Source organism: Devosia marina, from assembly GCF_009758415.1.
Classification (GTDB): Bacteria; Pseudomonadota; Alphaproteobacteria; order Rhizobiales; family Devosiaceae; genus Devosia; species Devosia marina.
This window is the reverse complement of record NZ_WQRF01000001.1, coordinates 184010-207364: the sequence shown is the minus strand read 5'-3', so window position 1 is coordinate 207364 and position 23355 is coordinate 184010. Positions and strand designations below refer to the sequence as shown.

General features: G+C 61.5%; 26 protein-coding genes and 1 pseudogene. 8 read left to right on the top strand and 19 right to left on the bottom strand.

The window, feature by feature from the left end; all coding sequences use genetic code 11:
- The first annotated feature begins 172 nt into the window (after positions 1-172).
- On the top strand, positions 173-1330 hold the full coding sequence (locus GO014_RS00995; RefSeq protein ID WP_179952900.1) for a DUF2336 domain-containing protein: 1158 nt from the start codon (positions 173-175) through the stop codon (positions 1328-1330).
- A gap of 99 nt (positions 1331-1429) precedes the next feature.
- On the opposite strand, the gene GO014_RS00990 is transcribed toward GO014_RS00995, so the two are convergent.
- The 3 genes from GO014_RS00990 to GO014_RS00980 are packed head-to-tail and all read right to left on the bottom strand — an operon-like array spanning position 1430 to position 4795.
- Entirely contained in the window at positions 1430-1777 is a 348-nt protein-coding gene (locus GO014_RS00990) for a DUF1491 family protein (protein WP_157288764.1), read from the bottom strand.
- A gap of 1 nt (position 1778) precedes the next feature.
- The gene (locus GO014_RS00985) at positions 1779-2987 is read right to left on the bottom strand and encodes a peptidoglycan-binding domain-containing protein (protein WP_179952899.1); all 1209 of its coding nucleotides are present in this window, start codon (positions 2985-2987) and stop codon (positions 1779-1781) included.
- A complete protein-coding gene (locus GO014_RS00980) occupies positions 2984-4795 on the bottom strand; it encodes a PAS domain-containing sensor histidine kinase (RefSeq protein ID WP_157288762.1) in 1812 nt (603 codons plus the stop codon). The genes GO014_RS00985 and GO014_RS00980 overlap by 4 nt, the downstream gene beginning before the upstream one ends.
- A 340-nt stretch (positions 4796-5135) precedes the next feature.
- On the opposite strand from GO014_RS00980, the gene GO014_RS00975 reads away from it, so the two are divergent.
- Both GO014_RS00975 and GO014_RS00970 read left to right on the top strand, forming a co-directional pair.
- The gene (locus GO014_RS00975; RefSeq protein ID WP_157288761.1) at positions 5136-5429 is read left to right on the top strand and encodes a hypothetical protein; all 294 of its coding nucleotides are present in this window, start codon (positions 5136-5138) and stop codon (positions 5427-5429) included.
- A gap of 173 nt (positions 5430-5602) precedes the next feature.
- Positions 5603-6031: a SufE family protein gene (locus tag GO014_RS00970; protein ID WP_157288760.1), complete on the top strand. Its 429-nt coding sequence runs from the start codon at positions 5603-5605 to the stop codon at positions 6029-6031.
- A gap of 102 nt (positions 6032-6133) precedes the next feature.
- On the opposite strand, the gene GO014_RS00965 is transcribed toward GO014_RS00970, so the two are convergent.
- From GO014_RS00965 to GO014_RS00920, 10 genes and pseudogenes are all read right to left on the bottom strand, one after another.
- Positions 6134-6619, bottom strand: coding sequence for a DUF6456 domain-containing protein (locus GO014_RS00965; protein WP_157288759.1), 486 nt, complete (start codon positions 6617-6619; stop codon positions 6134-6136).
- A gap of 145 nt (positions 6620-6764) precedes the next feature.
- Positions 6765-6857, bottom strand: a pseudogene (locus tag GO014_RS19455) (helix-turn-helix domain-containing protein); the annotation flags it as partial.
- A gap of 270 nt (positions 6858-7127) precedes the next feature.
- Positions 7128-7550 (bottom strand): Ros/MucR family transcriptional regulator, encoded by a 423-nt coding sequence (locus tag GO014_RS00955; RefSeq protein ID WP_116589701.1) that lies wholly within the window; start codon positions 7548-7550, stop codon positions 7128-7130.
- Between the two features lie 145 nt (positions 7551-7695).
- The gene (gene mnhG, locus GO014_RS00950; protein ID WP_157288757.1) at positions 7696-8034 is read right to left on the bottom strand and encodes a monovalent cation/H(+) antiporter subunit G; all 339 of its coding nucleotides are present in this window, start codon (positions 8032-8034) and stop codon (positions 7696-7698) included.
- Positions 8034-8342: an MrpF/PhaF family protein gene (locus GO014_RS00945; protein ID WP_116589699.1), complete on the bottom strand. Its 309-nt coding sequence runs from the start codon at positions 8340-8342 to the stop codon at positions 8034-8036. Before GO014_RS00945 ends, mnhG begins: the two co-directional genes overlap by 1 nt.
- Positions 8339-8818: a Na+/H+ antiporter subunit E gene (locus GO014_RS00940; protein ID WP_157288756.1), complete on the bottom strand. Its 480-nt coding sequence runs from the start codon at positions 8816-8818 to the stop codon at positions 8339-8341. The genes GO014_RS00945 and GO014_RS00940 overlap by 4 nt, the downstream gene beginning before the upstream one ends.
- Complete coding sequence (locus GO014_RS00935) at positions 8815-10422, bottom strand: proton-conducting transporter transmembrane domain-containing protein (RefSeq protein ID WP_157288755.1); 1608 nt, start codon at positions 10420-10422, stop codon at positions 8815-8817. The genes GO014_RS00940 and GO014_RS00935 overlap by 4 nt, the downstream gene beginning before the upstream one ends.
- A 4-nt stretch (positions 10423-10426) precedes the next feature.
- The gene (locus GO014_RS00930) at positions 10427-10804 is read right to left on the bottom strand and encodes a Na+/H+ antiporter subunit C (RefSeq protein WP_116589696.1); all 378 of its coding nucleotides are present in this window, start codon (positions 10802-10804) and stop codon (positions 10427-10429) included.
- 1 nt (position 10805) lies between these two features.
- A complete protein-coding gene (locus GO014_RS00925) occupies positions 10806-11231 on the bottom strand; it encodes an MnhB domain-containing protein (protein WP_157288754.1) in 426 nt (141 codons plus the stop codon).
- Positions 11228-13648, bottom strand: coding sequence for a putative monovalent cation/H+ antiporter subunit A (locus GO014_RS00920; RefSeq protein WP_157288753.1), 2421 nt, complete (start codon positions 13646-13648; stop codon positions 11228-11230). The genes GO014_RS00925 and GO014_RS00920 overlap by 4 nt, the downstream gene beginning before the upstream one ends.
- A 212-nt stretch (positions 13649-13860) precedes the next feature.
- Between GO014_RS00920 and GO014_RS00915 the strand changes: the two genes are divergently transcribed.
- Positions 13861-15939 carry a S9 family peptidase gene (locus tag GO014_RS00915; protein WP_157288752.1) on the top strand — a complete coding sequence of 693 codons (2079 nt, stop codon included), beginning with the start codon at positions 13861-13863 and terminating at the stop codon, positions 15937-15939.
- Positions 15940-16038: 99 nt separating this feature from the next.
- Complete coding sequence (locus GO014_RS00910) at positions 16039-16644, top strand: superoxide dismutase (RefSeq protein ID WP_116589693.1); 606 nt, start codon at positions 16039-16041, stop codon at positions 16642-16644.
- A 51-nt stretch (positions 16645-16695) separates the two neighbouring features.
- Here GO014_RS00910 and GO014_RS00905 read toward each other — a convergent pair whose 3' ends face one another.
- A complete protein-coding gene (locus GO014_RS00905) occupies positions 16696-17073 on the bottom strand; it encodes a YbaN family protein (RefSeq protein WP_210252401.1) in 378 nt (125 codons plus the stop codon).
- A 171-nt stretch (positions 17074-17244) separates the two neighbouring features.
- Here GO014_RS00905 and GO014_RS00900 point away from each other — a divergent pair, with 171 nt between their 5' ends.
- Complete coding sequence (locus GO014_RS00900; protein WP_157288751.1) at positions 17245-17796, top strand: response regulator; 552 nt, start codon at positions 17245-17247, stop codon at positions 17794-17796.
- A 5-nt stretch (positions 17797-17801) separates the two neighbouring features.
- Here GO014_RS00900 and GO014_RS00895 read toward each other — a convergent pair whose 3' ends face one another.
- Positions 17802-18353, bottom strand: coding sequence for an LOG family protein (locus GO014_RS00895; protein WP_157288750.1), 552 nt, complete (start codon positions 18351-18353; stop codon positions 17802-17804).
- A 1-nt stretch (position 18354) separates the two neighbouring features.
- Positions 18355-19863 carry a helicase HerA-like domain-containing protein gene (locus GO014_RS00890; protein ID WP_157288749.1) on the bottom strand — a complete coding sequence of 503 codons (1509 nt, stop codon included), beginning with the start codon at positions 19861-19863 and terminating at the stop codon, positions 18355-18357.
- A gap of 151 nt (positions 19864-20014) precedes the next feature.
- Here GO014_RS00890 and GO014_RS00885 point away from each other — a divergent pair, with 151 nt between their 5' ends.
- Together GO014_RS00885 and GO014_RS00880 are read left to right on the top strand one after the other, a co-directional pair.
- Positions 20015-20425, top strand: coding sequence for an MbcA/ParS/Xre antitoxin family protein (locus GO014_RS00885; RefSeq protein ID WP_157288748.1), 411 nt, complete (start codon positions 20015-20017; stop codon positions 20423-20425).
- Positions 20419-21114 carry an RES family NAD+ phosphorylase gene (locus GO014_RS00880; RefSeq protein WP_207785269.1) on the top strand — a complete coding sequence of 232 codons (696 nt, stop codon included), beginning with the start codon at positions 20419-20421 and terminating at the stop codon, positions 21112-21114. Before GO014_RS00885 ends, GO014_RS00880 begins: the two co-directional genes overlap by 7 nt.
- Positions 21115-21312: 198 nt before the next feature.
- Here the strand turns inward: GO014_RS00880 and GO014_RS00875 are convergent, their stop codons facing one another.
- From GO014_RS00875 to GO014_RS00865, 3 genes are all read right to left on the bottom strand, one after another.
- Entirely contained in the window at positions 21313-22314 is a 1002-nt protein-coding gene (locus tag GO014_RS00875; RefSeq protein ID WP_116589687.1) for an asparaginase, read from the bottom strand.
- Positions 22315-22416: 102 nt separating this feature from the next.
- Positions 22417-22755: an SH3 domain-containing protein gene (locus tag GO014_RS00870; protein WP_157288747.1), complete on the bottom strand. Its 339-nt coding sequence runs from the start codon at positions 22753-22755 to the stop codon at positions 22417-22419.
- Positions 22756-22871: 116 nt separating this feature from the next.
- Positions 22872-23306 (bottom strand): hypothetical protein, encoded by a 435-nt coding sequence (locus tag GO014_RS00865; RefSeq protein WP_157288746.1) that lies wholly within the window; start codon positions 23304-23306, stop codon positions 22872-22874.
- Positions 23307-23355 lie beyond the last annotated feature (49 nt).

Sequence of the window (23355 nt, the reverse complement as noted above, 5' to 3'; positions counted from 1 at the left end):
TCCATGCTACGCCGCTCCCCCGTCCCTAATGGGGGCAGTGAGTTGAGTAATCTCGTCCCAGCGCGACGCCCCTCGCGCTGACATGCATTAAGAGATCGTCAAGGTTAACAGTCTGCTAACGAATTGGCGGCAAGAGTCTGACTTGCATCAAATCGGATGCGTAAGTGAGTCGATGGTTCCGCCGGATATGCTTGGATTTCAGCCCTACGAGACCTTTCAGTTGCTGATCGAAACCGGTGGTGTCGATCGCACAAACACCTTGCTGATCGCAGCCTGCGACGCCTATGCGCGGCGCGGCAAGCCGACTGTTCCCGAAATGGAACAGTTCGAGGCGCTGGCGGGACGTCTGTTCCCAATCGCTGGCCCCCAGGCCCGCGCCAAAGGGGCGGCAATCCTGGGCCGGGCTGAAATGCTTTCCCCGGTCCTTGAGCGCCTGGTGGTGGAAAATATTGGCGAAGACCTCATCCCCTTTCTTGAAGGGGCAGTCGAACTCTCCGACCAGACCATGCTGGACACCATTGCGCGATATGACGTGCCGGCCTGCGCAACGCTGGCTTCCCGTGCCGACCTCAGCAATGTGGTGCTGGCCAAGCTGTTCCAGATGAATTCGCGCAAGGTCTATCGCGCCCTGGCGGCCAACACCCACATCGTGCCACGCGGCGCCTATCTCAGTGCGCTGGCCCGCTCCGCCCAGATGGATCATCTGGTCGCCGAAGCACTAGGCAAGCGCGACGACTTCGACGCGGCCTTGCTGGCCCCGGCCTTTTTCGATCTTTCGGACGAGCATCGCGTCAAAGTCATTCAGGCCTTTGCCAATCGCACGACGCCCACAGCCCCAATTTCACGCACTATCGAGCAACTCTCGGTTGCCACGGGGGAGTTGACCAAGGCGCTGATGAAGCTCTTTTCGGAGAATCGTCGTCCCGAAGTCACGCGCCTGCTGGCCCAGATCACCGGGCTGGATGAAGTCCGGTGCGGCCAGATCGCGCATGATGTGACGGGTGCCTCGCTGTTCGTGATCCTGCGGGCCTTCGGCTCCACCGCCTATGACGGTCTCAAGGTGCTGATCCACGCGACCAGTCATGACAGCGAACGCTCCCGCGCGCTGGCGGACTTCGCGACATTGTTCGGAGCTGTTTCGCCTGAATCGATGGCCTATCTGATGAGCGCATGGCGCGGCGAAGTGAACCTGCTCGATCTTTCCAAGCCGCAACACCAGCCCTTCACTCAGGCCAGCCGGCGCACGGCATCGCTTACCCCTGTGCACAACCCGGTCGTCGACCAGGCGATCGAGGCCTTGGCCAAGATCGGCGTACGCCGCGCGAGCTAGGCTGCAACGAGATGCTGACCATCGTATAGCAATTGCCGGGCTTGTCCCGGCAATTGCTTTTGCGCAGAGGAAGTCGTTGTCGGTGACAACGGATGCTGGCTAACCCTTGGGTTCGCGCACGAGGTCGATCCCCAACTCGTCGCCGCGCATGTCGATGCTCAGCACCCAGAGATCTGGGTCGAATGAGATCTCCTGGTCGATACGCTCGCGCACCTTGGCGGGTTCCGTCCGTTCGAACCGGCGTTGAAACATCTGCCCCGCATTGTCGCCCCGGCTCACCGTTGGCGCTGGGGTGAACAGGGATCGTGTTCCATCAAGGTGATCGACCTCGATGAAGATCTGACCGGCTATCGGATCGCCGCGCCGTGCCACCACGCACATATTGCCCATATCATTGTGGCGCCGGACAAAGGCCATGCACCACAAATCGCTGCGAAGGCTGGACACGTCAGATCGTCGCGCCTGCCTTAAGCAGGAGCTCCACCAGGTCTGGCTGCACCTGCCCGGTCATTCTGTAACGGTAGAAATTCTCGAACTCCCGAATGGCGCGCGCCGTTTCCGGTCCAGGTTTGCCGTCGATCGGCCCACGGAAGAAGCCGAGGCTAGCCAGACCGGTCTGTATCTGGGTGACGAGCGCGGCGTCGGTTGCTGGGGGCACGGAGGCTGGCGCGGCACTGGCAAGCTGCACAGTCTGACTCTGCGTGGCCGCGGGCTGTGGGGTCTGGACCGTAGTTCCCGGCTGCACGGGTTCCGGCATGGGCTGGGAAACCGGACGCAAGGAGGGCAAAGAGGCACTTGGAATGGGTGAATTGCCGGTAGTTCCAGCGCCGCCGCGCGATCCATCGACAGCGGCGATGATCGAATCGATAGTGTTAGCGGCCGACTGGGCGACATCGTCGAAAACCTGCTCGGCCGGCGACAGTGTCTGCAAGCGGGCGACAACCCGATCCTGCTGAACATCCGGAGTAGCCACCGGAGCAGGAGCGGTCACCGCCACCTGCTGCATGGGTGCTGGCTGCGCAGCGACAGGCGCCGGTGCGCGCAGGGCCTGCGGCTGAGTATCGACCGGCGTCCTCACGCGCCCGGCGGAATCCGCATCGAGAATGGCCTGGATGACCGCCGGGTCATTGGCGCCGGTCGGGGTCATGCCATTGCGCTGCTCGAACGCCCGAATGGCCTCAGCGGTCTTGGGCCCGTAATAGCCGTCAACTTCGCCAGTAAAGAGCTGCAGCTCCAACAGCTTCTTCTGCACCGCGAACATCTGTGCATTGCCCACGGGTGTATCCGGGACAACCCGCTGCACCGGCGCGACAACGCTGCCTGTGGTCTCTGCGCTCGCTTGTGGCAGCGCGGGGAGCATGGGGGCCGGTTCGACTGAACTGGTCCGCGGCGTGACGGGACGCTCGACGACCGGTGTCGGCAGCGGCGCAACAACATTGCGCGATGGTGCAAAAAATGGCGATGGATGCTCTGCCGTCTGGAAGAACAGGGCGTTGCTGCCCGCCAGGGCGGTCAGGGTCACCATGGCGAGCAGACCAGTGGACGCAAGGGGCGCGCGCATGTAGCGCGAAATGATCCAGAGCCCCGCTCGGCCTACGGTACCAAGCATGGCGCTGCCCGCAATTAGCGGCAGTTGGGTCAGGGTCGAAGCCGTCATTGTGCTTTTCTTTTTTCGTTTGGCCATGAAGTGGGGGCCGCAGCCACGGGCTCACGATGAAGTTGCAGAATGTCAGCAGTTTCGCCCGGTTTGGTTGCCGGACCGTTTATGGGAAGCAAAACAGTGATGGTTGTCCCCGCCCCGATCTCCGACATGGCGCGCAATGTGCCTCCATGCAGCTCGACCAGGCCCTTGACGATGGACAGACCGAGACCGGTCCCTTCGTATTTGCGGCTCAGGCCATCCTGCACCTGGAAGAAGGGTTCACCGATTCGCGCCATGGCTGCGGGAGCCATGCCGATACCGCGATCCTTCACAGAGAAATTAATCGACTGCCCCTGCCGCTTGACCGAAACAGTTACCAGGCCACCTTCGTGGCTGAACTTGACGGCGTTGGAGAGCAGATTGATCACAATCTGCCTGCACACCCGCTCATCGGCCGACATTAGCGGCAGGTCCGGTTCAATTTCCGACACCAGCCGGACATTGCGTTCCTTCGCCAGCGTCTCCACCATGGCAAAACAGGCCGGGATAACAGCGCCCGCATCCATCGCGTCGGCTTGAATCTCGAATTTGCCGGCCTCGATGCGCGACATGTCCAGCAGCATGCTGACCACTTCGAGCAGATGCTTGCCGCTCTGCTGGATCAGGTCGGCATATTCCTTGTGCGTCGGCGAGAGATCTCCGCCGATGCCGCTCGACATCATCTCCGAAAAACCGACCACGGCATTGAGCGGCGTACGCAGCTCATGCCCGATGGTGGCCAGAAAACGCGACTTGGCCTGTGATGCGTCTTCGGCCACACGGCGTGCTTCGGCCATGGCCGCTTCGGCATCCTTGCGAGCCGTAATGTCGCGCACCAGCGCAATGACGTCGTGACTATTGCCGCCGGCCGAGTCGTCAATGATCGGCGAAAGCTGCACTTCGACCCAAAGGAAGCGGGGAACATTGCTGCGGGCATGCGGATCGTCCTGGCGCAAGCGCAATTCGATCAGGCGGTTCCGCCCGTCCTGCGCGGCCTCGGCCAGGGCCGTCAGGAAAGCCGGGCGATCCATGATGTGCAGGCGCTCGACAAGCTTGGAACCGGCCACCTGGTAGCGCGGGCAACCAAAAAGCGTTTCCGATGACCGCGACGCCACCAGAATGTTGCCGTCAGCCGACAGGCGCAGCACTGTATCTTGGACATGTTCGATCAAGTGGCGATAGACGTTGACCTGAGCCTTGTCAGTGACCTCGAACGCCATATTGATGCGGTGGGCGCTAAAGGCTACGACGACGAAGGCCACGGCGAAGCCGGCGACGGAGCTATAGGTCAGGACAACCCCAGTCAGGGGCACCGCCGGCAAACCGAGTCCGGCGGCAATTGCGCCAAGCGCTGTTACCGGTGCAAGGCCGAGCCAACTCAGTCGGCGCAACGAATGGCGTGCAATAAGACCCGCCAGCACCGGTCCCATGACTGCCACAGCCATGCCAGCGTCGACCAACCGGGGGTCGATCAACGTCAACACCAAGCCGGTGGCCATCAGCGTGGCAACCTGCGCAGCGGCGGCGACTTCATGCTGACCACGCTGGTGCAGTGCCAGGCTGATCAGTCCGCCGGCCAGCACGAGCGAGGCCAGCAGGAATGGGACCGTAGCCCCAAGAACAAGAGCATATATAGCTGGGACCATGCCAAGCAGTGCAGCGGCGGCAAGCAGCCTTGCATTGTTTGCGATGGTTTCGCGGCGCAGCACCTCGGGCCAGTTGCCAGTGCCAGACGAAGCGGTGACGCTTCGTTTGCTGGCTCCGAATAGGGTGAAGCTACGCATCAACAAAAAACTCACTAACCGACGCCTGTATTCCTGCGACCCACTGGCCGCTCGCTGGCCCTTCCCCGAGCCATCTGCGCCCGACTGAGGCCGGGTCGTTGTTGCCCTGAGCCTCGGCCAGCAACCGCTAAGAGGGGCTTAAGCCACGCCCCCAATCGATCTGATTCACGTGCGATGCGCGGCTGTTTCACCAGTTAGCGTAAACAAGGTCTTGCCCGCTTGCCGGACCGGTCGGCATTTGTTTCAAATTTTATCAACTTGCCCCAGCTGCGCTTAATTTGCGGTCCTTAGCCTGGTCTCATCAGCCGGACGATTTCCGTCCGCGATGGACTTGGAAAACATGTTTCTGCTGCGCTCGGTATTTTGGCTGACCCTTGCCTTCCTGGTCATTCGGCCCGGAGTGGATGTTGGTGATGCCGCCGCGAACTTCTCCAGTGAGGCAATGGCCCGCGGCAGCCAGTTCGTAGCCGCGCAGATCGACGCAATCGAATGCAATGAAATTCAGTGCCTGGGCGGCAAGGCCATGGCCGCCGCGGCACTTCAGTCGACCCAGCTTGCCGGCACCCCCATGCATTCGTCGCCGGCACTCAACGCGGTTCCGATGCCCCGACCTCGGCCGGATCGCGCGGGATAACAGGCGCCTGCCCCGGCGCTGGAAGCTACTCCAGGGGTCGTGTCACTTCCCCAAGCGACGCAACTCCATGGACCCCTGGATCCTGCCGCAGATGCGCTGCCCCGCATCTGCGGCTTTTTCTTTGTCCATGCATGGCTCTGGCATTGGCACGATCCATCCCCTAGATAGGGCGCATGACACAGCCTCAGCCATTTCAGGACATCGCCGACAACCTTTCCTTCCTCGATGACTGGGAAGACCGCTACCGCTATCTCATCGAACTGGGGCAAGCCTTGCCCAAGCTTGGAGAGGCCGAGCGCAATGCCGCCAACAAGGTCAATGGCTGCGTTTCGCAGGTCTGGCTAGTTGCCGAGCCTGACAACGTGAGCGGCTCACCTCATTTGCGCTTTCGCGGCGAGAGTGACGCCATGATCGTACAGGGCCTGGTCGCCGTGCTGCTGGCGCTCTATTCGGACCGGGCCGCGAGCGAGATTGCCGAGACCGACGCTATCGCCCTCTTCGATGAACTGGGCCTGCGCGAACACCTGACCACGCAACGCTCCAATGGACTGGTGGCCATGGTCAACCGGATACGAGGCGAGGCCCGGGCAGCCTTGGGCTAGGCACACGAAGTGTCATGGTGTTCGCGGGACGTCGCCGCTGGCAGGGATTCGAGCCAATAATCTTACAACCCTTTCGGCCAAACACTGCAGCCGACTGCAACGTCAGTTTTCCGAGGCCGGAAACATGGGCGGGCGCTCGGGCAACCATGACTGCGTTCTGAACCTGTTGCGCCCCGTCGCCGCCGCATCCAATCCCATCAGCTGCGCCAATTGTTCCAGGCCGATACGCAAGACCAGTTTGGCGCTCCGCCGGGGCCAGCGACGCTCCGTTTCGATCTGTTGCAGGCCTTTGTCATAGACGCAGATGTCGGTCAGCACGCCCCAGCAGTCCGACGGAATGCCCTGGGCCAGTCGCGCCAGCCTTCGCCGAGCATCTTCGACGGCTCCAGACAGCTCGGCGCGTCCCTGGGCACTTCCTTTGCTGCCAATGCGCGTCGGATCATACGACATCGTCACGCGTTGGCGTAGCAATGCCTGCTCGAAACTTCTGCCGAGCAAGCGCGCGGCTTCGATGTGATGTGGTTCCAGGAAACTTTCCTGAGCTTCCGATCCCAGTAATCGCGTTACGGCGTCGGGCAACTCACGCATGAGCAGTCTCCACCAGGGCCTGCAGGCGCGCCTCAAGCTCGGTGACGTCACGGTCGAACTCGACACTATCACGCATATCTTCGATCAGATTGCACGCATGTGAGACAGTTGTCCTATCTCGTCCAAAAGCCAACCCGATATCAGTCAGGCTCTCACCCAGCACCACATGGGCAAGATACATTGCCAATTGACGCGCACGGGCGGTGTCCGTGCGACATCGTTGCCGGTGAAAAAGCATTGCGACTTCAATCTTGGCATGTTGAGCAACCAACAATGCCGCTTGGCGTACGGCGCTTCGGTCAGGACGAACCGCGAGACAGGGCGCCGCGACGTTGTGGTTCACTTGTTCCATAGGAAGGGACTCCGATCGAATTAGGATGATATTCCTATTTCTTAATCAAAGTCACCTGCCCGGGGATAAGTTAGCCGCTAAAGCCTATGGGGTGCCTTAAATGAAAATGGCCGCCTCAAGGGCGGCCATAGCAATTCAGTATCGATCTGGGCTCGATCAGTCGGCCTTGCGGCCGAGGCCATTATCCTTGGCAAGCTTGGAGCGCGTAGCGGAGTAGCTGGGCGCCACCATCGGATAGTCAGCCGGCAGGCCCCACTTCTCACGATATTCTTCCGGAGACAGATTGTAGTGCGTGCGCAAGTGGCGCTTGAGCGACTTGAACTTCTTGCCATCCTCGAGACAGATGATGAAGTCATTTGCCACGGACTTGCGGATCGGCACAGCGGGCTTGAGTTCTTCAACCGGTGCCGGATTCTCATTGGCCTGCAGGGCTCGCAGGGCACCATGAACCTCGGCGATCAACTTGGGCAGGTCGCCGGGGCTGACCGCGTTGTGGCTGACATATGCCGAAACAATTTCTGTGCTGAGCTCGATCAGGTCGGACTCCACTGCAGCGAACGCGCCGGTATCGTCGTTCATCTTTCAACCTTCCATAATTTTTTTATTGGGCCGCAACAAGGGCAGTTACTAGCCTTACTGATCTAATATGATCGTTTACTAGCACACGCAACCCCCGAGAGTGACGCTTAACATGTAATATGGAAGAGGATTATGGCAACGAATATTATTCGTTTCTTTGGGCTATGTCATCGATAACAGTGTCATTACATGGACGATATCCAGTAAGATAACTCGCACGCGCCAATAGATGGGCCGCAACAGGTGTAGTCAGCAAGACAAACATGACACCAATAATGGCACGTACCGAAACCGCTGCATCTTGGCTCAACACCGCCACGGCAAGAAGAATCAGGCCACCACCGACCGCACCGGCCTTGGACGCCGCGTGCATACGAGTATAAAGGTCCGGCAGGCGCACGACGCCTACTGCCGCGAGCAGGGTGAACGCTGCGCCGAGCACCAGCAATGCACCACCGAAATAGAGTTCAATTCCCGCGAGCATTAGCGGCCCTCCCCAGGCGCCGGCTTCTGTCGGGCGCCACGCAGCAAGATGTAGCGCGCCAGGGCCACAGTTGCGAGAAAGCCAAGCAAGGCCAGGGCAATCGCTATGTCGAGGTATAGCCAGAGCCCGGTTCTGACGGCGATTGCGCCGACAAAGCCCATGGCGACCACGGCCAGTAGGTCGAGCGCCAGCACGCGGTCAGACAATGACGGACCAATTACGATACGCACCAATGAAACCAGCAGCGCCACGCCCAGCAGAACGAGCGAAATCAGCGTCGACCACTCGATAAAGAGTGTGGCAGTCATTCGAACACCTCCTGGATCTTTTTCTCGAAGCCATTCGCAATGTCGGCGATCATCGCCTCCTTGTCGGCCATATCCAGGGCGTGCACGTACAGCACCGACTTGTCGGCCGCCACGTCGACGCTGAGCGTGCCAGGGGTCAACGTGATCATGTTCGCCAGAAGCGTGATTTCAGCGTCGGATTTTACTGTAAGTGGCACCGCAATGATGGCCGGGCGCACCGCGCTGGAAAGATCAGGACGCATCACCACAATGGCCACACGGACCGCACTGACGACCAGTTCGTAAAGGAACAGCGCGGCCAATGAGATGACACGCCGGATACGCCGCAAGGCCTTGGGGCTGGCGAAAGCCTCGCGCAGAACCAGGACGGCCACACCGCCGACCACACCGCCCAAAAGTAGATTGAGGCCCGAGAAACTTCCTGAAATTCCGGCCCAGACCAGCGCAAGAACGACTACCAGAAAGACTGTATTCATAGCTCGTCTCCTGCCAGGGCGGTGGCTTCGACATAGCGTGCCGGATCGATGATATCGGCGGCACCCGCGCTAATTGCTTCCATCAGCGGTCCCGGCCAGAGCCCGGCGACCACGATGCCGGCGACCAGAAGAGTTGTTGCGCCGAGCGCAAGTTGGCCGCGCTTTTCGAAGGGTTTGAGGTCCACCGAGCCATTCTCCGACCCCTGCCCTTCCGGCCCTGAGCGCCAGAAGACGTGGGCCCACAGGCGGGTGCCGGCAATGAGGGTCAGGACGGCATTTATCAATAGTGCCAAGACCATAGCCGTACCCACCCAACCGGGCGCAGCGCCAGTCACGCCCTGGTCGAGGCCGGCTTCGAGCAGCAGGAGCTTGGGCCAGAAGCCGAGGAATGGCGGCACACCGGCCGAGGCCAGGACCAGCAAGATGAACAAAATAGAGAGCGGCGCATTGGCGGCGTACAGGCCACCCATGTACCTCGTGTCGGATTGCCCGGTGGTCTTCTCGATCAGGCCTGCGACCATATAGAGCGCAGTCATGGTCAGAATGGCATGGAAGATATAGAGCCCCGATCCGGCAACGCCATTCAGGCTGGGCATCGCCAGGCCCACCATGACCGCCCCGATACCGCCGATTACTACAAAGCCGATCGCGCGGCGCAGATTGGTTTCGGCAATGGCGCCCAGTGGCGCAATCAAAAGTGTCCCGATGGCGATGCACGCCAGCACCGGCTCGAGCATGTCACGGCTAGCGGGCAGCACCACCACAAGCGCGCGGAGCATGGCATAGGCGCCAACCTTGGTCAGCAGGCCCGCAAACAGCGCCGATATGGCCGCGGGCGGGGTGTGATAGGAAGCCGGCAGCCAGGCATTGACCGGGAATGCCGCCGCCTTCATGCCGAAGGCCAGCAGGAACAGCGCCGCCACACCAGCCATGGCGGCGGGATCTGCCGTGCTCGACACACGCATGATGTCCGACATATTCAGTGTGCCGAGCAGGCCGTAGAGCAGGCCCAAGGACATCAGGAAGAATGTCGTCGCCAGGAAGTTGAGAAACCCGTATTTGACTGCGCCATCGAGCTGCAGTGGCCGGTTGCCCTGCACGATCAGCCCGAACGAGGCGATCAGCATGACTTCGAACCACACATAGAGATTGAACAAATCCCCTGTGAGGAATGCGCCGGTGACGCCAGCCAGCAGCAGCAGGACCATGGGATGGAAGGCATCGCGCCCGTCCGCATCGGCCCGGTCCAGTTCGGCATAGAACAGGACAATCAGGGTCACCAAGGCGGCCGCCAGTGCGAAGCTGGCGCCGAAGATATCGGCCGTCAGGCTGATGCCGAAAGGCGGCAACCAGCGCCCCATAGTCATGCTGACCGGCCCATTGGCCAGCACTTCAACCAAAAGCGCGATCTCGCATGCAATAATGGCGAGAACAACAATCACGGAGCCGATCAGTGGCGTGCCATTGCTGCGGCGGAACATCATCAGCCCGGCAGCCCCCATCAGGGCGAGGGCGATAGGCAGGACAATGACCCAGTCGGAGGCCGGGACCACCGTCTCGATCATGGCCTGGGGCAGATCTGTTGTCGGAGTGGAAGTGGCCATGGGGTCAGTAGCTCAGCGGCGGGTTGGGCGCATTGTCGGGCTCGGCCAGGCGCATGGTGTCAGTATTGTCGGCATCCAGGCTCTGATAGGCGCGAAACGCCAGCACGAGCAGGAAGGCAAACATCGAAAAGCCGATCACGATGGCGGTCAGAATCAGCGCCTGCGGCAGCGGGTTGGCGATGGCGCCTTCGGGAACATCAAGCCCTTGGGGCACGATCGGGGCAACTTCCTGGGTCAGACGGCCAGCCGTAAAGATCAGCAGGAGAACGCCATTGCTAAAGATGGTCAGGCCAATCAGCATGCGGATCACGGAGCGCGAGAGCAGCAAATAGGTCCCAATAGCGATGAACAGGCCCACCAGGGCGGCGAGGATATATTCCATCTCAAAGATCCTCTTCGCGGTCGCTTTCAAGCGACAGGGCAATCGCCGACAGCGTTCCAAACACCACGCAAAATACGCCCAGGTCGAAGAACAGCGGCGTCGAGAGCGGGATAATGGTGGGCCCGAACTCCACATAGAGCCAGATGCTGGTCATGAACGGAGAACCCGTGAGCAGGCTCGCCAGGCCGGAAAGGCCAGCCAGCACCACACCGAATCCGGCAATCGCCATGGGGTCAAAGCGCAGGGACCGTCGCACCGCGCTGACACCGGCGGCCATGCCGAATACGGCGATAGACGCAGCCGCGATCAGACCGCCGATGAAGCCGCCGCCCGGTTCATTGTGCCCGCGCAGCATCACATAGACCGAGAACACCAGCATGATCGCAACGATCAAGGGGGCCAGGGTGCGGAAGATGACCGTGTTCATGATGCGGCCTTGCTGGGTTTACGGGTGCGCTTGGGTTTGACCTGATCCGAAGGCGCCGGTGCCGGCTTCTTCTGGCGCCGCAACAGGGCAAGCACCGCCATACCTGCGCCCATGACCACGGCAATTTCACCCAAGGTATCGAAACCGCGGTAGTCCACCAGGATCACGTTGACGATGTTGTGCCCATGGGCAATTGGCACGCTGGTCGCGGTGAAGAAATCGGACAGACGTGTGTCGAGCGTACCGTTGAGCACCAGCATCAGCAGCAGGCTGACGCCAAGCCCGCAAACGATCGCAAGCGTGCCGTCGCGCGCCCAGTCCTCGAAGGGCCGATGGTCGCGCTGGTCGAGCCGCAGGCGGGTCATCACGAAGGTCAGGATGACCACCGAGAGGATTTCCACCATGAGCTGGGTAAAGGCCAGGTCCGGCGCGCCAAAGAGCAGGAAGATCAAGGCAACCGCAGTGCCCTGTACGCCGAGGGATAGGATAGCCACCAGGCGCGATGGAGCAATCAGGACAGCAATCAGCCCAAGCACCGCCAGTGCCAGGACACCCCATTCATAGGGCGCCAGGGCAGGCATAATCAGACGCTGGCTCCAGTCTCCCAGTTCCGCGGCCGGCTCTAGCCAATCGAGCCCACCCCAGACCAGCATTGGACCGAACAGGGCAGCGGCCAGCGCGGCGAAGACAATCACCAGGTAAAATTCAAGCTGGCCGTGATGCAGAAAGCGGGTCAGCGCCCCGGAAAAGCGGATCAGGCCGAACATGACGATGTCGAACACCGTGTCGGCGGTCCAGCCAAGGGCCTTGTCGAAACGGCGCAGCAGGGTGCGGATGGTGTCGGCCTGACGATAGACCAGAACGCCCAATAGCCAGGTAAGAGCGGACAGCCAGAGCAACAGGCTGGTAAAATCCAGTGCCAGCGTCAGATGGCTTTCGACCGCACGGCCCAGAATGGCCGAGGCCCCGGGCACCAGCACGTCATGGCCAAGCCAGTCGGGCAGGATGCCGGCAATGATGCCACTTGCACCGAGCAATATTGGGCCCGCCAGCATGGCAATCGGCGCTTCATGCGGCTTTTTGGGTGTCGCAACGGCCTCGCCGAGGAAGGGACGGATCATCACCAGAAGCGCCACACCGGCCAGCATGGCATTGCCAGCGATCAGCACGACCATCACCAGGATGGCGGTCCAGTCGGCGCTCATCAGCCCCAGATACATTTCTTCCTTGGCAAAATAGCCAATGGTCAGCGGCAGACCGATCATGGAAAGCGACGCCAGCGCCGCGCCGATAAAGGTTACCGGCATCTTTTCGGCCAGTCCGCCCAGCGCGGTAATTTCCCGGGTTCCGGCCTCATGGTCGATAGCGCCTGCCACCATGAAGAGGCCCGCCTTGTAGAAGGCGTGCGCCACGAAATAGACCACCATGGCGGAAATCGCATAGTCACTGCCCAAACCGATCAACAGCACCAGAAGGCCAAGCGAAGCAATCGTGGTCTGCGCGAGAATCTGCTTGAGATCGGTCTGCTTGAGCGCGCCCAGCGAACCCCAGATCAGCGTGATGCCGCCAAAAATGACCAGAATATTGGTCCAGACATCCGTACTCCCGAGCGAGGGCGTCATGCGTGCCAGCAGATAGACGCCGGCCTGCACCATGGTGGCCGAATGCAGAAAGGCCGAAACGGGTGTCGGGGCCTCCATGGCGTTGGGCAACCAGAAATGCAGCGGGAACTGGGCCGATTTGGTGAAGGCGGCGCCGAGGAAGCAGATCAGCACGAGCAGATAGAGCTCGTTGCCGCGCAGCACTTCGCCCATTTCGCGCACCGCGCTCATCTCCCAGGTCCCGGCAAGCTGATAGACCAGAATGGCACCGGCCAGGAGGAACATGCCGCCGATATTGGTGAGCACCAGCGCCTGGATAGCGCCGCGCCGCGCCGCCTGGCGCGAATGGTCAAAGCCGATCAGCAGGAAGGAGGTGACCGAGGTCAATTCCCAGAACAGGAACAGGGCCAGCAAGCTGTCGGCCAGAACCAGCCCGAGCATGGCGCCCATGAAGGCCAGCATGTAGCCCAGGAACCGGCCCTGGTGATGATGCCCGGCCAGATAGGCCCCAGAGTAGAGGATGATCAGCGTGCCAACGCCGGAAATGGTCAGCGCAAAGATCAGGCTGAGGCCATCGACCAGAAAGGACAGGTTGATGCCGTAGGCCGGGATCCACTCAATTACGCTGGAAACCGTTTCGCCGTGGATGACAGCATCGGCGAAGCCCAGCAGATAAAGGAAGATGCTGGCCGGAATGATCGCCAGAATCCATCCAGCATATGCGCCAGCGAAACGCTGGATATACGGTGCCAGGATGGCAGCCACGAAGGGTGCAACGGCAGCAAGACCTATACCTGCCTCAAATGACGACCCCAATGCTGCCACTCCTTTCTCGCCCAAGCGCGATTCCGATGGAATTGGATTGCGACCTTACTGATTGGGGCCCGTGGAACAAGCGGAATCGGTCAGGGTGCGACCAAAGGGCCAACAGATTTCGATCTCAAGCGGGGGTGGCAAAGCGCAGGCGGGCGGCCTATGTCCTGTGGCAAGTTCTTGTGGCAGCCTGCCGCCCCTCGTCCGGAGACACCATGACCAAGGCCAACCCGCCCATTGCCAGGCGTATTCCTCATTCGCACACGCATCATGCCATCACCCGCGATGACCCCTATGCGTGGCTGCGCGCCGAGAACTGGCAAGAGGTGATGCAGAAGCCCGAAGCGCTCGACGAGAACATACGAGCCTATCTCGAGGCCGAGAACGACTATTACGAGACCGAATTCGGCCAACCGACCGCCGACCTGCAGGACAGGATCTACAAGGAAATTCGCGGTCGCATCAAGGAGGATGACAGCGGCGTTCCCTCGCCCCATGGCGCGTGGGCCTACAATACGCGGATGCTCGAGGGAAAGCAGTATCCCCTGATCGTCCGCACGCCGCGCGATGGTGGCCAAGAAACCGTGCTGCTCGACTGCAATGTCGAGGCGGGAGACGGCTATTTCGGGTTTGCCGGGGCCGGACATGACCCCTCCCACAGCTATATTAGCTGGGCTGCCGACCGAGCCGGTTCGGAATATTTCGATATCGTTGTGCGCGAACTGGCCAGCGGCGAGGATATCGAAACGATCAAGGATACGGCGGGCAGCACCGTGTGGTCCGCCGATGGCCAGTCCTTCTACTATACCGAATATGACGACAATCATCGTCCGTTCCGCGTGCGCCACCATAGGCTAGGTACGGCGCAGGCCGAAGACCCCATCGTCTATGAAGAAAAGGACCCTGGCTTCTTTGTGGGCGTGGGCAAGACGCTGTCGGACAAGTTCATTGTCATCGACGCGCATGACCACCAGACCAGCGAGGTCTGGCTGATCGATGCCGAACGCGGTGGCGACCCACGACTGGTCGCGCCCCGCGTTACGGATCGGGAGTATGAGCTCGAGGAGCGTGGTGGCCTACTCTATATCCGGACCAATGCAGACGGGGCCGAGGACTACAAGATCGTCACTGCTCCGGCGGACAATCCGGCTGCCGAGAACTGGACTGACCTAGTCCCGCATCGGGAGGGTGTGCTGATCCTCGACATTGCTGTGTTGTCCAACCATCTGCTCCGACTGGAACGCGAGGACGGCCTACCGCGCATTGTCGCGCGCGACCTGCGCACGGGCCGAGAAGAGATTGTCGGCTTTGAGGAAGAGGCTTATGCGCTTGGCATGTCGACCGGCTACGAGTTCGACACCAGTGTGTTCCGGCTGACCTATTCGTCTCCGACCACGCCCAGCCAGGTTTTCGACGTCGATCTCGAAACCGGCGCGCGGACCCTGCTCAAGACCCAGGAAGTGCCTTCGGGCCACGATCCTGCCGATTATGAAACCAAACGCCTGTTCGCCACGGCCGGTGACGGCGAACAGGTGCCGGTGACCCTGCTTTATCGCAAAGGCACGCAGCTTGATGGGGCCAACCCCACCCTGCTCTATGGCTATGGCTCCTACGGCATGTCGATGCCGGCCAGCTTTTCGGTTTCGGTCCTCTCGCTGGTCGATCGGGGCTTTGTCTATGCGATTGCCCATATTCGCGGCGGCATGGACAAGGGCTATCGCTGGTACAAGCAGGGCCGGCGGGAGCACAAGACCAACACGTTTACCGACTTCATAGCCGCTGCCGAGATGCTGATCGAGACCGGCTACACGCAGAAGGGCCGGATCATCGCGCAGGGCGGCTCGGCTGGCGGCATGCTGATGGGGGCCATTGCCAATCTGAGGCCCGAACTCTGGGGCGGCATCATCGCCCAGGTGCCGTTTGTCGACGTGCTCAACACCATGCTCGACGACACCCTGCCCCTGACGCCGCCCGAATGGCCGGAATGGGGCAACCCCATCACCAGCCCGGAGGACTATGCCCGCATTGCCGCCTATGCTCCCTATGAGGCGGTCTCGGAGCAGGCTTATCCGCCGATCTTCGCGCTGGCCGGTCTCACCGATCCGCGAGTGACTTATTGGGAGCCAGCCAAATGGGTGGCAAAACTTCGGGCAACCAAGAGCGGGGACGCACCATTGTATCTCAAGACCAATATGAGCGCCGGCCATGCCGGTGCGTCCGGTCGCTTCGACCGCCTCAAGGAAACCGCCCAGTGCTACGCTTTTGCAATAAAGTCAGCCGGACTGGACGGTTAGTTGCCAGCGCGACATTGTTGCGCCAAACGCATCTGCCTATAACCAGAGCCGAAATGCGGCTCTCGCCAGCGTCATCCTGAAATCCAACCGGAGGCTAACATGACCACGTTTGAACTGCCCGCCCTGCCCTATGCCTATGACGCACTGGGCCCCTATATGTCGGCGGAAACCCTGGAGTTTCACCACGACAAGCACCATCAGGCCTATGTGACCAACGGCAACAACCTGCTCAAGGACTCTGGCCTGGAGGGCAAGAGCCTCGAAGAGATCGTCAAGGAAAGCCACGGCAAGAATGCGGGCCTGTTCAACAATGCAGGCCAGCATTACAACCACATCCACTTCTGGAACTGGATGAAGCCCAATGGCGGCGGCAAGTCGCTGCCGGGCAAGCTGCAGGCGGCGGTCGACAGCGACCTGGGCGGCTTTGACAAGCTGCGCGCCGACTTCATTGCCGCCGGCACCACCCAGTTCGGTTCGGGCTGGGCCTGGATCGCGGTCAAGAACGGCAAGCTGGAAGTGGCCAAGACGCCGAACGGGGAATCGCCGCTGGTCAGTGGCGCAAGCCCGATCCTGGGCGTGGATGTGTGGGAGCACTCCTATTACATCGACTACCGCAATGCCCGCCCGAAATATCTCGAAGCCTGGTTCGACAACCTGGTGAACTGGGAATATGTGGAGAAGATGTTCGAGGAAGCCACCGCCTGATTGCGGCGCTTCTTCAATAGAACAAGCGGCGGGAGCGATCCCGCCGTTTTTTTATTCCGCTCTGGCGGTGTCCGAGCCATTGGGGCGGGAGAGGATAAAGCCCGCGCTGCCGCCCAGAATAGCGGCGCCGGTCAGCCATAGCCAATAGCCGGGCCTGGCGCCGATCCAGAAAAACACCACCCCTACGGCAATGCCGCAGCAGGCCAGGATCTTGGCGCGGCGCGGAATGGCGCCCTGATCGCGCCAGGCGCGCAGCAGGCCGCCGAACCTGGGATGTTCGAGCAGCCAGCGTTCCAGCCGTGGCGAGGAGCGGGCGAAGAACCAGGTCGCCAGGATCAGCAGGGGCGTGGTGGGCAGCAGCGGCAGGAAGGCGCCCACAATGCCGATGCCCGTCGTGGCCAGCCCCAGTAGCAGATAGATCGGTCGCAACGGTCCCGCTCGCACCAGTCAGGGATAACCTGCAATCAACCAGCGCGAAGCGCCGGGTGCAATCGGTCGCGGTGCCGCATGCCGCTATTGTCTCTTGAGAACTGGAACCACGCTCTTCTATCCCCCGTTTGCTCATGTTAACGAAGGCTTAACGAGATGAAGGGGATTTGCGTGACCGCTGCGGGCAAGACCATCGCCATTCTGGCCGCCAATCCGGCCCTCAGCGCCCTGCTGACCATGGTGCTGGCCGGCGACTCACGCCTGCGCGTCCGCCCCTTCGACAGCGAGGCGGAGCTGTTCGCCTATATGCGCATCGCCCCGCTCGACATGCTGGTGGTCGATTTCGACCGCGAAGGCCGGCCGGCCTATGAAATGGTGGAAGCGATTCGGCTTGACCCGAGCCTGGTCTCGCGCGACCTGCCCGTCATCGCCATGACCCGTGCCATTACCCCGCCGATGCGCCAGCAGGCCATCAGCGCCGGTATCGACGAGGTGCTGGTCAAGCCGATGTCGCCGCGCCATCTGCTGCAGCGGGTGCAGGCGCGCCTGCTCAATCGCAGCGTGATCGGCGCATTGGGTTTTGGCTATCGCGGGCCGGAACGGCGCAATCGCGTGCCCATGCGCACGCCCGAGCCGCATCCGGGCCGGCGCTATACCGACAATGTTGTGCCCCTATTTCCCGACCGGCGCGCCGCGCGGCCAGACCAGGGGCCGCTGGCGTAATCGCTCTAGTGCCGCTGCTCGAACACCCAGACCACCTTGTTCCAGAGATCCTCGACGGTGTCAGCGAACTGGATATTGCGGTCATGATGGGGCACCGAGGCCGCCAGCACATCGGCAGCAAAGCCACGAACCACTTCAAAGGCACGGTGCCGGTTGAGCATGACGACGGGCCGCGAGGCGCCTGACGCCCAGGCGCCAAAAAGCGCGGAGACCGACGCGAGAGACCCCGGCAGCACCACGAAAGCCGCGCTCTGAGCGGCGAGATAGGTCTGCCGTTCCGTCTTGTCCGGCAAAACGGTGATCGGCACCCCGGTCAACGCCTGAGGCAGAACGATACTCTCATCCGCCACGATTTCGACAGTGCCACCTGCGGTCCGCGCGGCGGTGATCAAGGGCACCGGGATGACGCCCTTTTCGGCCAGGCACAGCATGCGGGCGCCCTTGCGGGCAAAGACGCGCCCGACTTCACCCATCAGGCTGGCGCGTTCGGGATCGCCCGGTCCTTTGTCCGAGGCAAATATGGCGACAGCCATTGAGGTCTGCGTTGGACTGGCCATATCAGCGCCTCCCCTTCAGACCGCCAAGAATGCCGCGCACCAGCTCCCGGCCGAGGGTATTGGCCACCGTGCGGGCAAATGAGGTCATCGCCGCTTCGGTCGGCGATTGGCGTGTACTGCGACGAGGTGCTGCCGCCTTTTCCGCACGCGCCCGTTCCTTGGCCAGTTGTTCGGCTTCTTCAAGCCTCTGCGCCTCCAAGGCTGCGCGCTCCTCGGCCAGTTGCTTTTCGCGCGCCCGCTTGTTCAGCACTTCAAAGGCCGATTCACGGTCCAGTACAGTGTCATAGAGTGCGCCAACCGGCGAATTGGCGAGGGCCGCATCCCGTTCGGCCGGAGAAATCGGCCCGACCTGCGCTGAAGGCGGGCGGATGAACGTGCGCCCCACCATTGAGGGCACACCCTTGGCTTCGAGAACGGACACCAGTGCCTCGCCGATGCCGAGCTGGGTTATGGCCTCTTCGGTCGAAAAGGCCGGGTTGGGCCGGAACGTCTGAGCTGCCACCCGCACTGCTTTCTGTTCGCGCGGCGTATAGGCACGCAAGGCGTGCTGGATGCGATTGGCGAGCTGGGCCAGAACGCTTTCGGGGATATCGACCGGGTTCTGGGTAACGAAATACACGCCGACGCCCTTGGAACGGATCAGCTTGACCACCTGCTCAACCTTGTCGACCAGCGCCTTGGGCGCGTCGTCAAACAGCAGATGAGCCTCGTCGAAAAAGAACACCAGTCTGGGCTTGTCCGGATCACCCACCTCGGGCAGTTCTTCGAACAGTTCCGAGAGCAGCCAGAGCAGGAAAGTCGCATAGAGCCGCGGCGACTGCATGAGCTGGTCGGCCGCCAGGATCGAGACCACGCCCCGGCCGTCGGCATCGGTGCGCATCAGATCTTCAATCACCAATGCCCGCTCACCGAAAAAATGGTCGGCGCCCTGCTGTTCGAGCACCAGGAGCGCACGCTGAATGGCCCCGATAGAGGCGGTGGTGACATTGCCATAACGCGCTGAAATTTCCCGCGCCCGCTCCTGTACCTCTACCAGCAGTGCCCGCAGATCCTTCAGATCGAGCAGCAGCAGGCCTTCCTCATCCGCTACCCGGAAAGCAATGTTGAGCACGCCTTCCTGAGTGTCGTTAAGGTCCAGAATGCGGCTGAGGAGCACGGGGCCCATTTCCGAAATTGTGGCGCGCACGGGGTGGCCCTGCTTGCCGAACAAATCCCAGAAAATCACCGGATAGACATCGTCGGCAAAATCGGTGAAGCCGATTTCTGCGGCACGCCTGGTCTGCCAGTCCTGCGCCTTGCCCATGCGGGACACGCCTGAGAGATCGCCCTTGATATCGGCGGCGAAGACCGGCACGCCGGCGGCAGAGAAGCCTTCGGTCAGCACCTGCAGGCTCACTGTCTTGCCGGTGCCTGTTGCGCCGGTAATCAGCCCGTGGCGATTGGCATATTTGAGCTTGAGATATTCCGGTTTGTCGCTCACGCCCAAGAAGATTTCGCCGTCCACGAGCATGCCGCATCACCTGTTGGTCTGTTGTTGGCTGATCTTATAGCCGCCCAGCAGCGGTCGGAACAAGCAAGGGACCGGCCGACGACCCGCCAGAGGCTCAACAACTTGCCACTTGGCAGATAATACCCTATTTAATGCCAATAGGAGCCAAGCCATGCTGCATGAACTGCCACGGACAGAAGCCATACCCGAACTCGCCACCATCACCGATGCGGAATCGGAAGCCATGGCGCGCGCGGTCATGCGACTGTTCGAGCGCTGGGGCGTGAGCGACGCGGAAGCCCGCGACATTCTGGGAGGACTGGCCGCCCGGACCTATGCCCGCTGGAAAGCTGGCGAGCCAGGCCGGATTGACCGCGACCTGGCCACCCGCCTTTCACTTCTGATGGGCATTCACAAGGGCCTGCGCTACCTCTTTTCCGACCCGGAGCGTGGATATGCCTGGGTCAAGAAACCCAACCGGGATTTTGCCGGGCGCAGACCGGTTGAGGTCATGGCCGCAGGCAGCCTTTTCGCCCTGGCGCGGGTGCGCAGCTATCTCGATGCCGAGCGTAGCGGGTGGTGAGCGACACCCCTGCCCTCACGCGGGTGACTTGGCCCAAGGCGTATCGTCTGATCCGCTCGATCCATCCGCCGATAGACCTGTTTGAAGATATTGCCGACCCGCGCGACTGGGAGGCGCTGGCTTCGGCCGAATCGAAAACCAATCCGCGCCTCTGGGACCATTTGGGCCGGCTCGACCTGGTGCCGCCTGAACGCCGTGTCAGCGGGCCGGGCGCGAGCTATCTCATGGCACCCTTCGTCCACGTCAGCCACGACCGGCCCGGCCGCTTCACCGATGGCAGCTATGGGATCTATAGCGCCGGCAATGCCGAGGAAGTCGCTATCCGCGAGGTCGCACATCATCACGCCCGCGCCATGGCCGCCAGCGCAGAAGCTCCGGGCTGGACCTCGCAATTCCGCATGCTGGTCAACCGGCTCGATCTCGACCTGCATGACGCCCGGCCGTTCGACCGTTTTCACGATCCGGACGATTATCAGGCGCCGCAAGCCCTGGGCCGGCAGCTTCGGCGCGCGGGCAGCAACGGCATTGTCTATCGCAGTGTGCGCCATGCGGACGGCGAGTGCGCCGCCATCTTCTGGCCAGACCTGATTCCGGTGCCGGTGCAGGCCGATCACTTCGACTATCACTGGGACGGCGAAAAGGTCGACCGCATCCGCAACTGCGGGACAGGCGCGATTTTTGGGCTTTGAAAGCTGGCCGCCCGCCGACGACGACATTCGATATTCGTCACGACATAGACCCAACACCTCCCCTGAACGGGGAGGTTGGGCGGGGGTGCGTTCAACGCACGATTCCTATCCGTAGGCACCACTCCCCCGCCCTCCCCGTCAACGGGAGGGTGCTACACCGAGTTTGTTGAGGGTCTGTTCAAAAGCAAATCGTTGCCCCTAGATCCCCACCGCACGCATCTCACCGACGACGGTGCCCCGAACGTTCTTGATCGGCTGACGGGCGAATTGATCCAGCACGGCCTTTTGGTTGGCATCAGGATCAGCGAACCTCAGCAGCAGCGCGGCGACCATGGTGTGGCTGGCGACCATGTTGCCGTCATCGCATTTGAGCGCATAACCCCACCCCTTGTCGCGGATGGCACCGCATTGCACGCCTTCGGCACCGCCTTTCTGCATGACACGTCCCATGAACGCCTCCATCACCAGCGTGTCGAGGTGGCCGGTGCCGGCAACCAGATGGGGATGGCTGGTGGCCGCATCGAACAGGGCCTGCGCCCCCCTGGCATGCTCGCCATCCAGGCCTTTCCCTGTCGACATCCGGGCAAAGCCGCGCGCCCAGGCGTGCAATGGCGCCGCCCAGGTGGGGATGGAGCAGCCATCGGTGCCGCAGCGGTCTTCGGTCAGTTCCTCGCCAATCACATATTCCACCGCTGCCCGTACCGCCCTTTGCACGTCATGCTCCCGATCGACATAGCCTTGTGTTGGCACGCCCATGGCCAGCGCGACGCTGAGCATACTCGAATGCTTGCCCGAGCAATTATTGTGCAGGGCACTTGGCTCGGTGGCGGCCGCTCTAAGAGCCTGACGCGCCTTGGCATTGGTCGGCATGTGGGCGCCGCATTCCAGATCGTTCACCGAAAGACCCATGCGCTCGAGAAACCGGCTCACATTGCTCACATGCTCGTCCTCGCCATGATGCGAAGCGCAAGCCAGGGCCAGCTCCTCGGGCGAATGATGAAAGCGCTCGACGGCGTGCCGGTCGAAAATGGCCAGGGCCTGCATGGACTTGATGGCGGAGCGGGGAAAGACGGGCCGGTCGATATCGCCGGCCGAGGCAATCACCTGGCCGTCAGCATCGACGATGACAAAGGCACCGCGATGCCGGTTTTCAACCCAATTGCCGCGCACGGCCTCGGCGAGAATGGGGTTGGCTTCCATGACAAAAAACTCCGGTCCTGATTGGCTACCACGAACAACCGAGGACCGGAAAAGTCAACATGCATGGGATGGTGGCCCAGTGGACCGACCTTGGGAGAATGGTCAGATGTCCCAGTCCTGGACCGGAACGAGATAGCGCGAATTGACCCAGCCCTTGGTGTCGCCGCGTTCGACAAGGCACCAGTCCGAGCTGTTTTCAACTTCGATGCAGCGCTCGACCCAGACATGCAGGCCGGGTGCAAAGCTGCCCACTTTCTGGGAATAGCTGGCCGGCCATTTGCGGACATTGAGCCTGTCCCAATCGGCCACGCCAGTGACCTGGCCGAGCGTATCGACATGGTATCCGGCGGCCATGGCGGGCTGCACGGCAAAGCCGGCGGCGGCGGTAACGATTAGACCGCACAATGCGGCGACGAGAACTTTTTCCTGAGCCTTGTTCATTTCGTGTGCCCTCCGAAACCTTGATGTTGGAGAAACCCTGGCACCATGGATTTGAACTGATGCTGATAGGCATATTCAGCTTGGGTTCATTTTGGTGCCAGGGCGGCGAAGCGGTGTCAGTTCATGTCCCGCTGGTGGACATAGAGATAAATGCTGTTCCCGCCGGCAAAGCGCAGTGAAACCACGTCATTGTGGTCGTAGCCCTTGGCGGCGAGTGCATTCATCAGCGTCGCATTGCGGGCAATGGGCTCACGCAAGGTATTCACATTGCCATCAATGAACAGCGTGCCGTAATTGTTCTTGCCGGGCACTGTGGGGTCCTCGCAAATCGGGTAGAGAAAGATCTTCTGATCCCGAATGCCCTGGATGTCGAAGACGTTGACCGAACGCATATGGCCCATTTCGTCGGCACAATGGTGGTCGGGGCCAGAGCTGGAATAGCTGGGATAGTTGGGACGAGTTGGCGCCTTGGCCATCTGCGCGTAGCTGGGCAGCACGGCAGAAGTTGCAACGAGACCTGCAAGCAGGGCGAGTGCGGTAAGTTTCAGCATTTCGTGTCTCCTCAATTCTGGTGAAGCAGCCGATGGGGTCCGCGTGTCG

What these genes read in the sequence shown, in the direction of transcription:
- GO014_RS00995 (WP_179952900.1), top strand. Translation starts at nt 173, where the DNA reads ATGGTTCCGCCGGATATGCTTGGATTTCAGCCCTACGAGACCTTTCAG.
- GO014_RS00985 (WP_179952899.1), bottom strand. Translation starts at nt 2,987, where the DNA reads ATGACGGCTTCGACCCTGACCCAACTGCCGCTAATTGCGGGCAGCGCC.
- GO014_RS00980 (WP_157288762.1), bottom strand. Translation starts at nt 4,795, where the DNA reads ATGCGTAGCTTCACCCTATTCGGAGCCAGCAAACGAAGCGTCACCGCT.
- GO014_RS00975 (WP_157288761.1), top strand. Translation starts at nt 5,136, where the DNA reads ATGTTTCTGCTGCGCTCGGTATTTTGGCTGACCCTTGCCTTCCTGGTC.
- GO014_RS00970 (WP_157288760.1), top strand. Translation starts at nt 5,603, where the DNA reads ATGACACAGCCTCAGCCATTTCAGGACATCGCCGACAACCTTTCCTTC.
- GO014_RS00965 (WP_157288759.1), bottom strand. Translation starts at nt 6,619, where the DNA reads ATGCGTGAGTTGCCCGACGCCGTAACGCGATTACTGGGATCGGAAGCT.
- GO014_RS00955 (WP_116589701.1), bottom strand. Translation starts at nt 7,550, where the DNA reads ATGAACGACGATACCGGCGCGTTCGCTGCAGTGGAGTCCGACCTGATC.
- mnhG (WP_157288757.1), bottom strand. Translation starts at nt 8,034, where the DNA reads ATGCTCGCGGGAATTGAACTCTATTTCGGTGGTGCATTGCTGGTGCTC.
- GO014_RS00945 (WP_116589699.1), bottom strand. Translation starts at nt 8,342, where the DNA reads ATGACTGCCACACTCTTTATCGAGTGGTCGACGCTGATTTCGCTCGTT.
- GO014_RS00940 (WP_157288756.1), bottom strand. Translation starts at nt 8,818, where the DNA reads ATGAATACAGTCTTTCTGGTAGTCGTTCTTGCGCTGGTCTGGGCCGGA.
- GO014_RS00935 (WP_157288755.1), bottom strand. Translation starts at nt 10,422, where the DNA reads ATGGCCACTTCCACTCCGACAACAGATCTGCCCCAGGCCATGATCGAG.
- GO014_RS00930 (WP_116589696.1), bottom strand. Translation starts at nt 10,804, where the DNA reads ATGGAATATATCCTCGCCGCCCTGGTGGGCCTGTTCATCGCTATTGGG.
- GO014_RS00925 (WP_157288754.1), bottom strand. Translation starts at nt 11,231, where the DNA reads ATGAACACGGTCATCTTCCGCACCCTGGCCCCCTTGATCGTTGCGATC.
- GO014_RS00915 (WP_157288752.1), top strand. Translation starts at nt 13,861, where the DNA reads ATGACCAAGGCCAACCCGCCCATTGCCAGGCGTATTCCTCATTCGCAC.
- GO014_RS00910 (WP_116589693.1), top strand. Translation starts at nt 16,039, where the DNA reads ATGACCACGTTTGAACTGCCCGCCCTGCCCTATGCCTATGACGCACTG.
- GO014_RS00895 (WP_157288750.1), bottom strand. Translation starts at nt 18,353, where the DNA reads ATGGCCAGTCCAACGCAGACCTCAATGGCTGTCGCCATATTTGCCTCG.
- GO014_RS00890 (WP_157288749.1), bottom strand. Translation starts at nt 19,863, where the DNA reads ATGCTCGTGGACGGCGAAATCTTCTTGGGCGTGAGCGACAAACCGGAA.
- GO014_RS00885 (WP_157288748.1), top strand. Translation starts at nt 20,015, where the DNA reads ATGCTGCATGAACTGCCACGGACAGAAGCCATACCCGAACTCGCCACC.
- GO014_RS00875 (WP_116589687.1), bottom strand. Translation starts at nt 22,314, where the DNA reads ATGGAAGCCAACCCCATTCTCGCCGAGGCCGTGCGCGGCAATTGGGTT.
- GO014_RS00870 (WP_157288747.1), bottom strand. Translation starts at nt 22,755, where the DNA reads ATGAACAAGGCTCAGGAAAAAGTTCTCGTCGCCGCATTGTGCGGTCTA.
- GO014_RS00865 (WP_157288746.1), bottom strand. Translation starts at nt 23,306, where the DNA reads ATGCTGAAACTTACCGCACTCGCCCTGCTTGCAGGTCTCGTTGCAACT.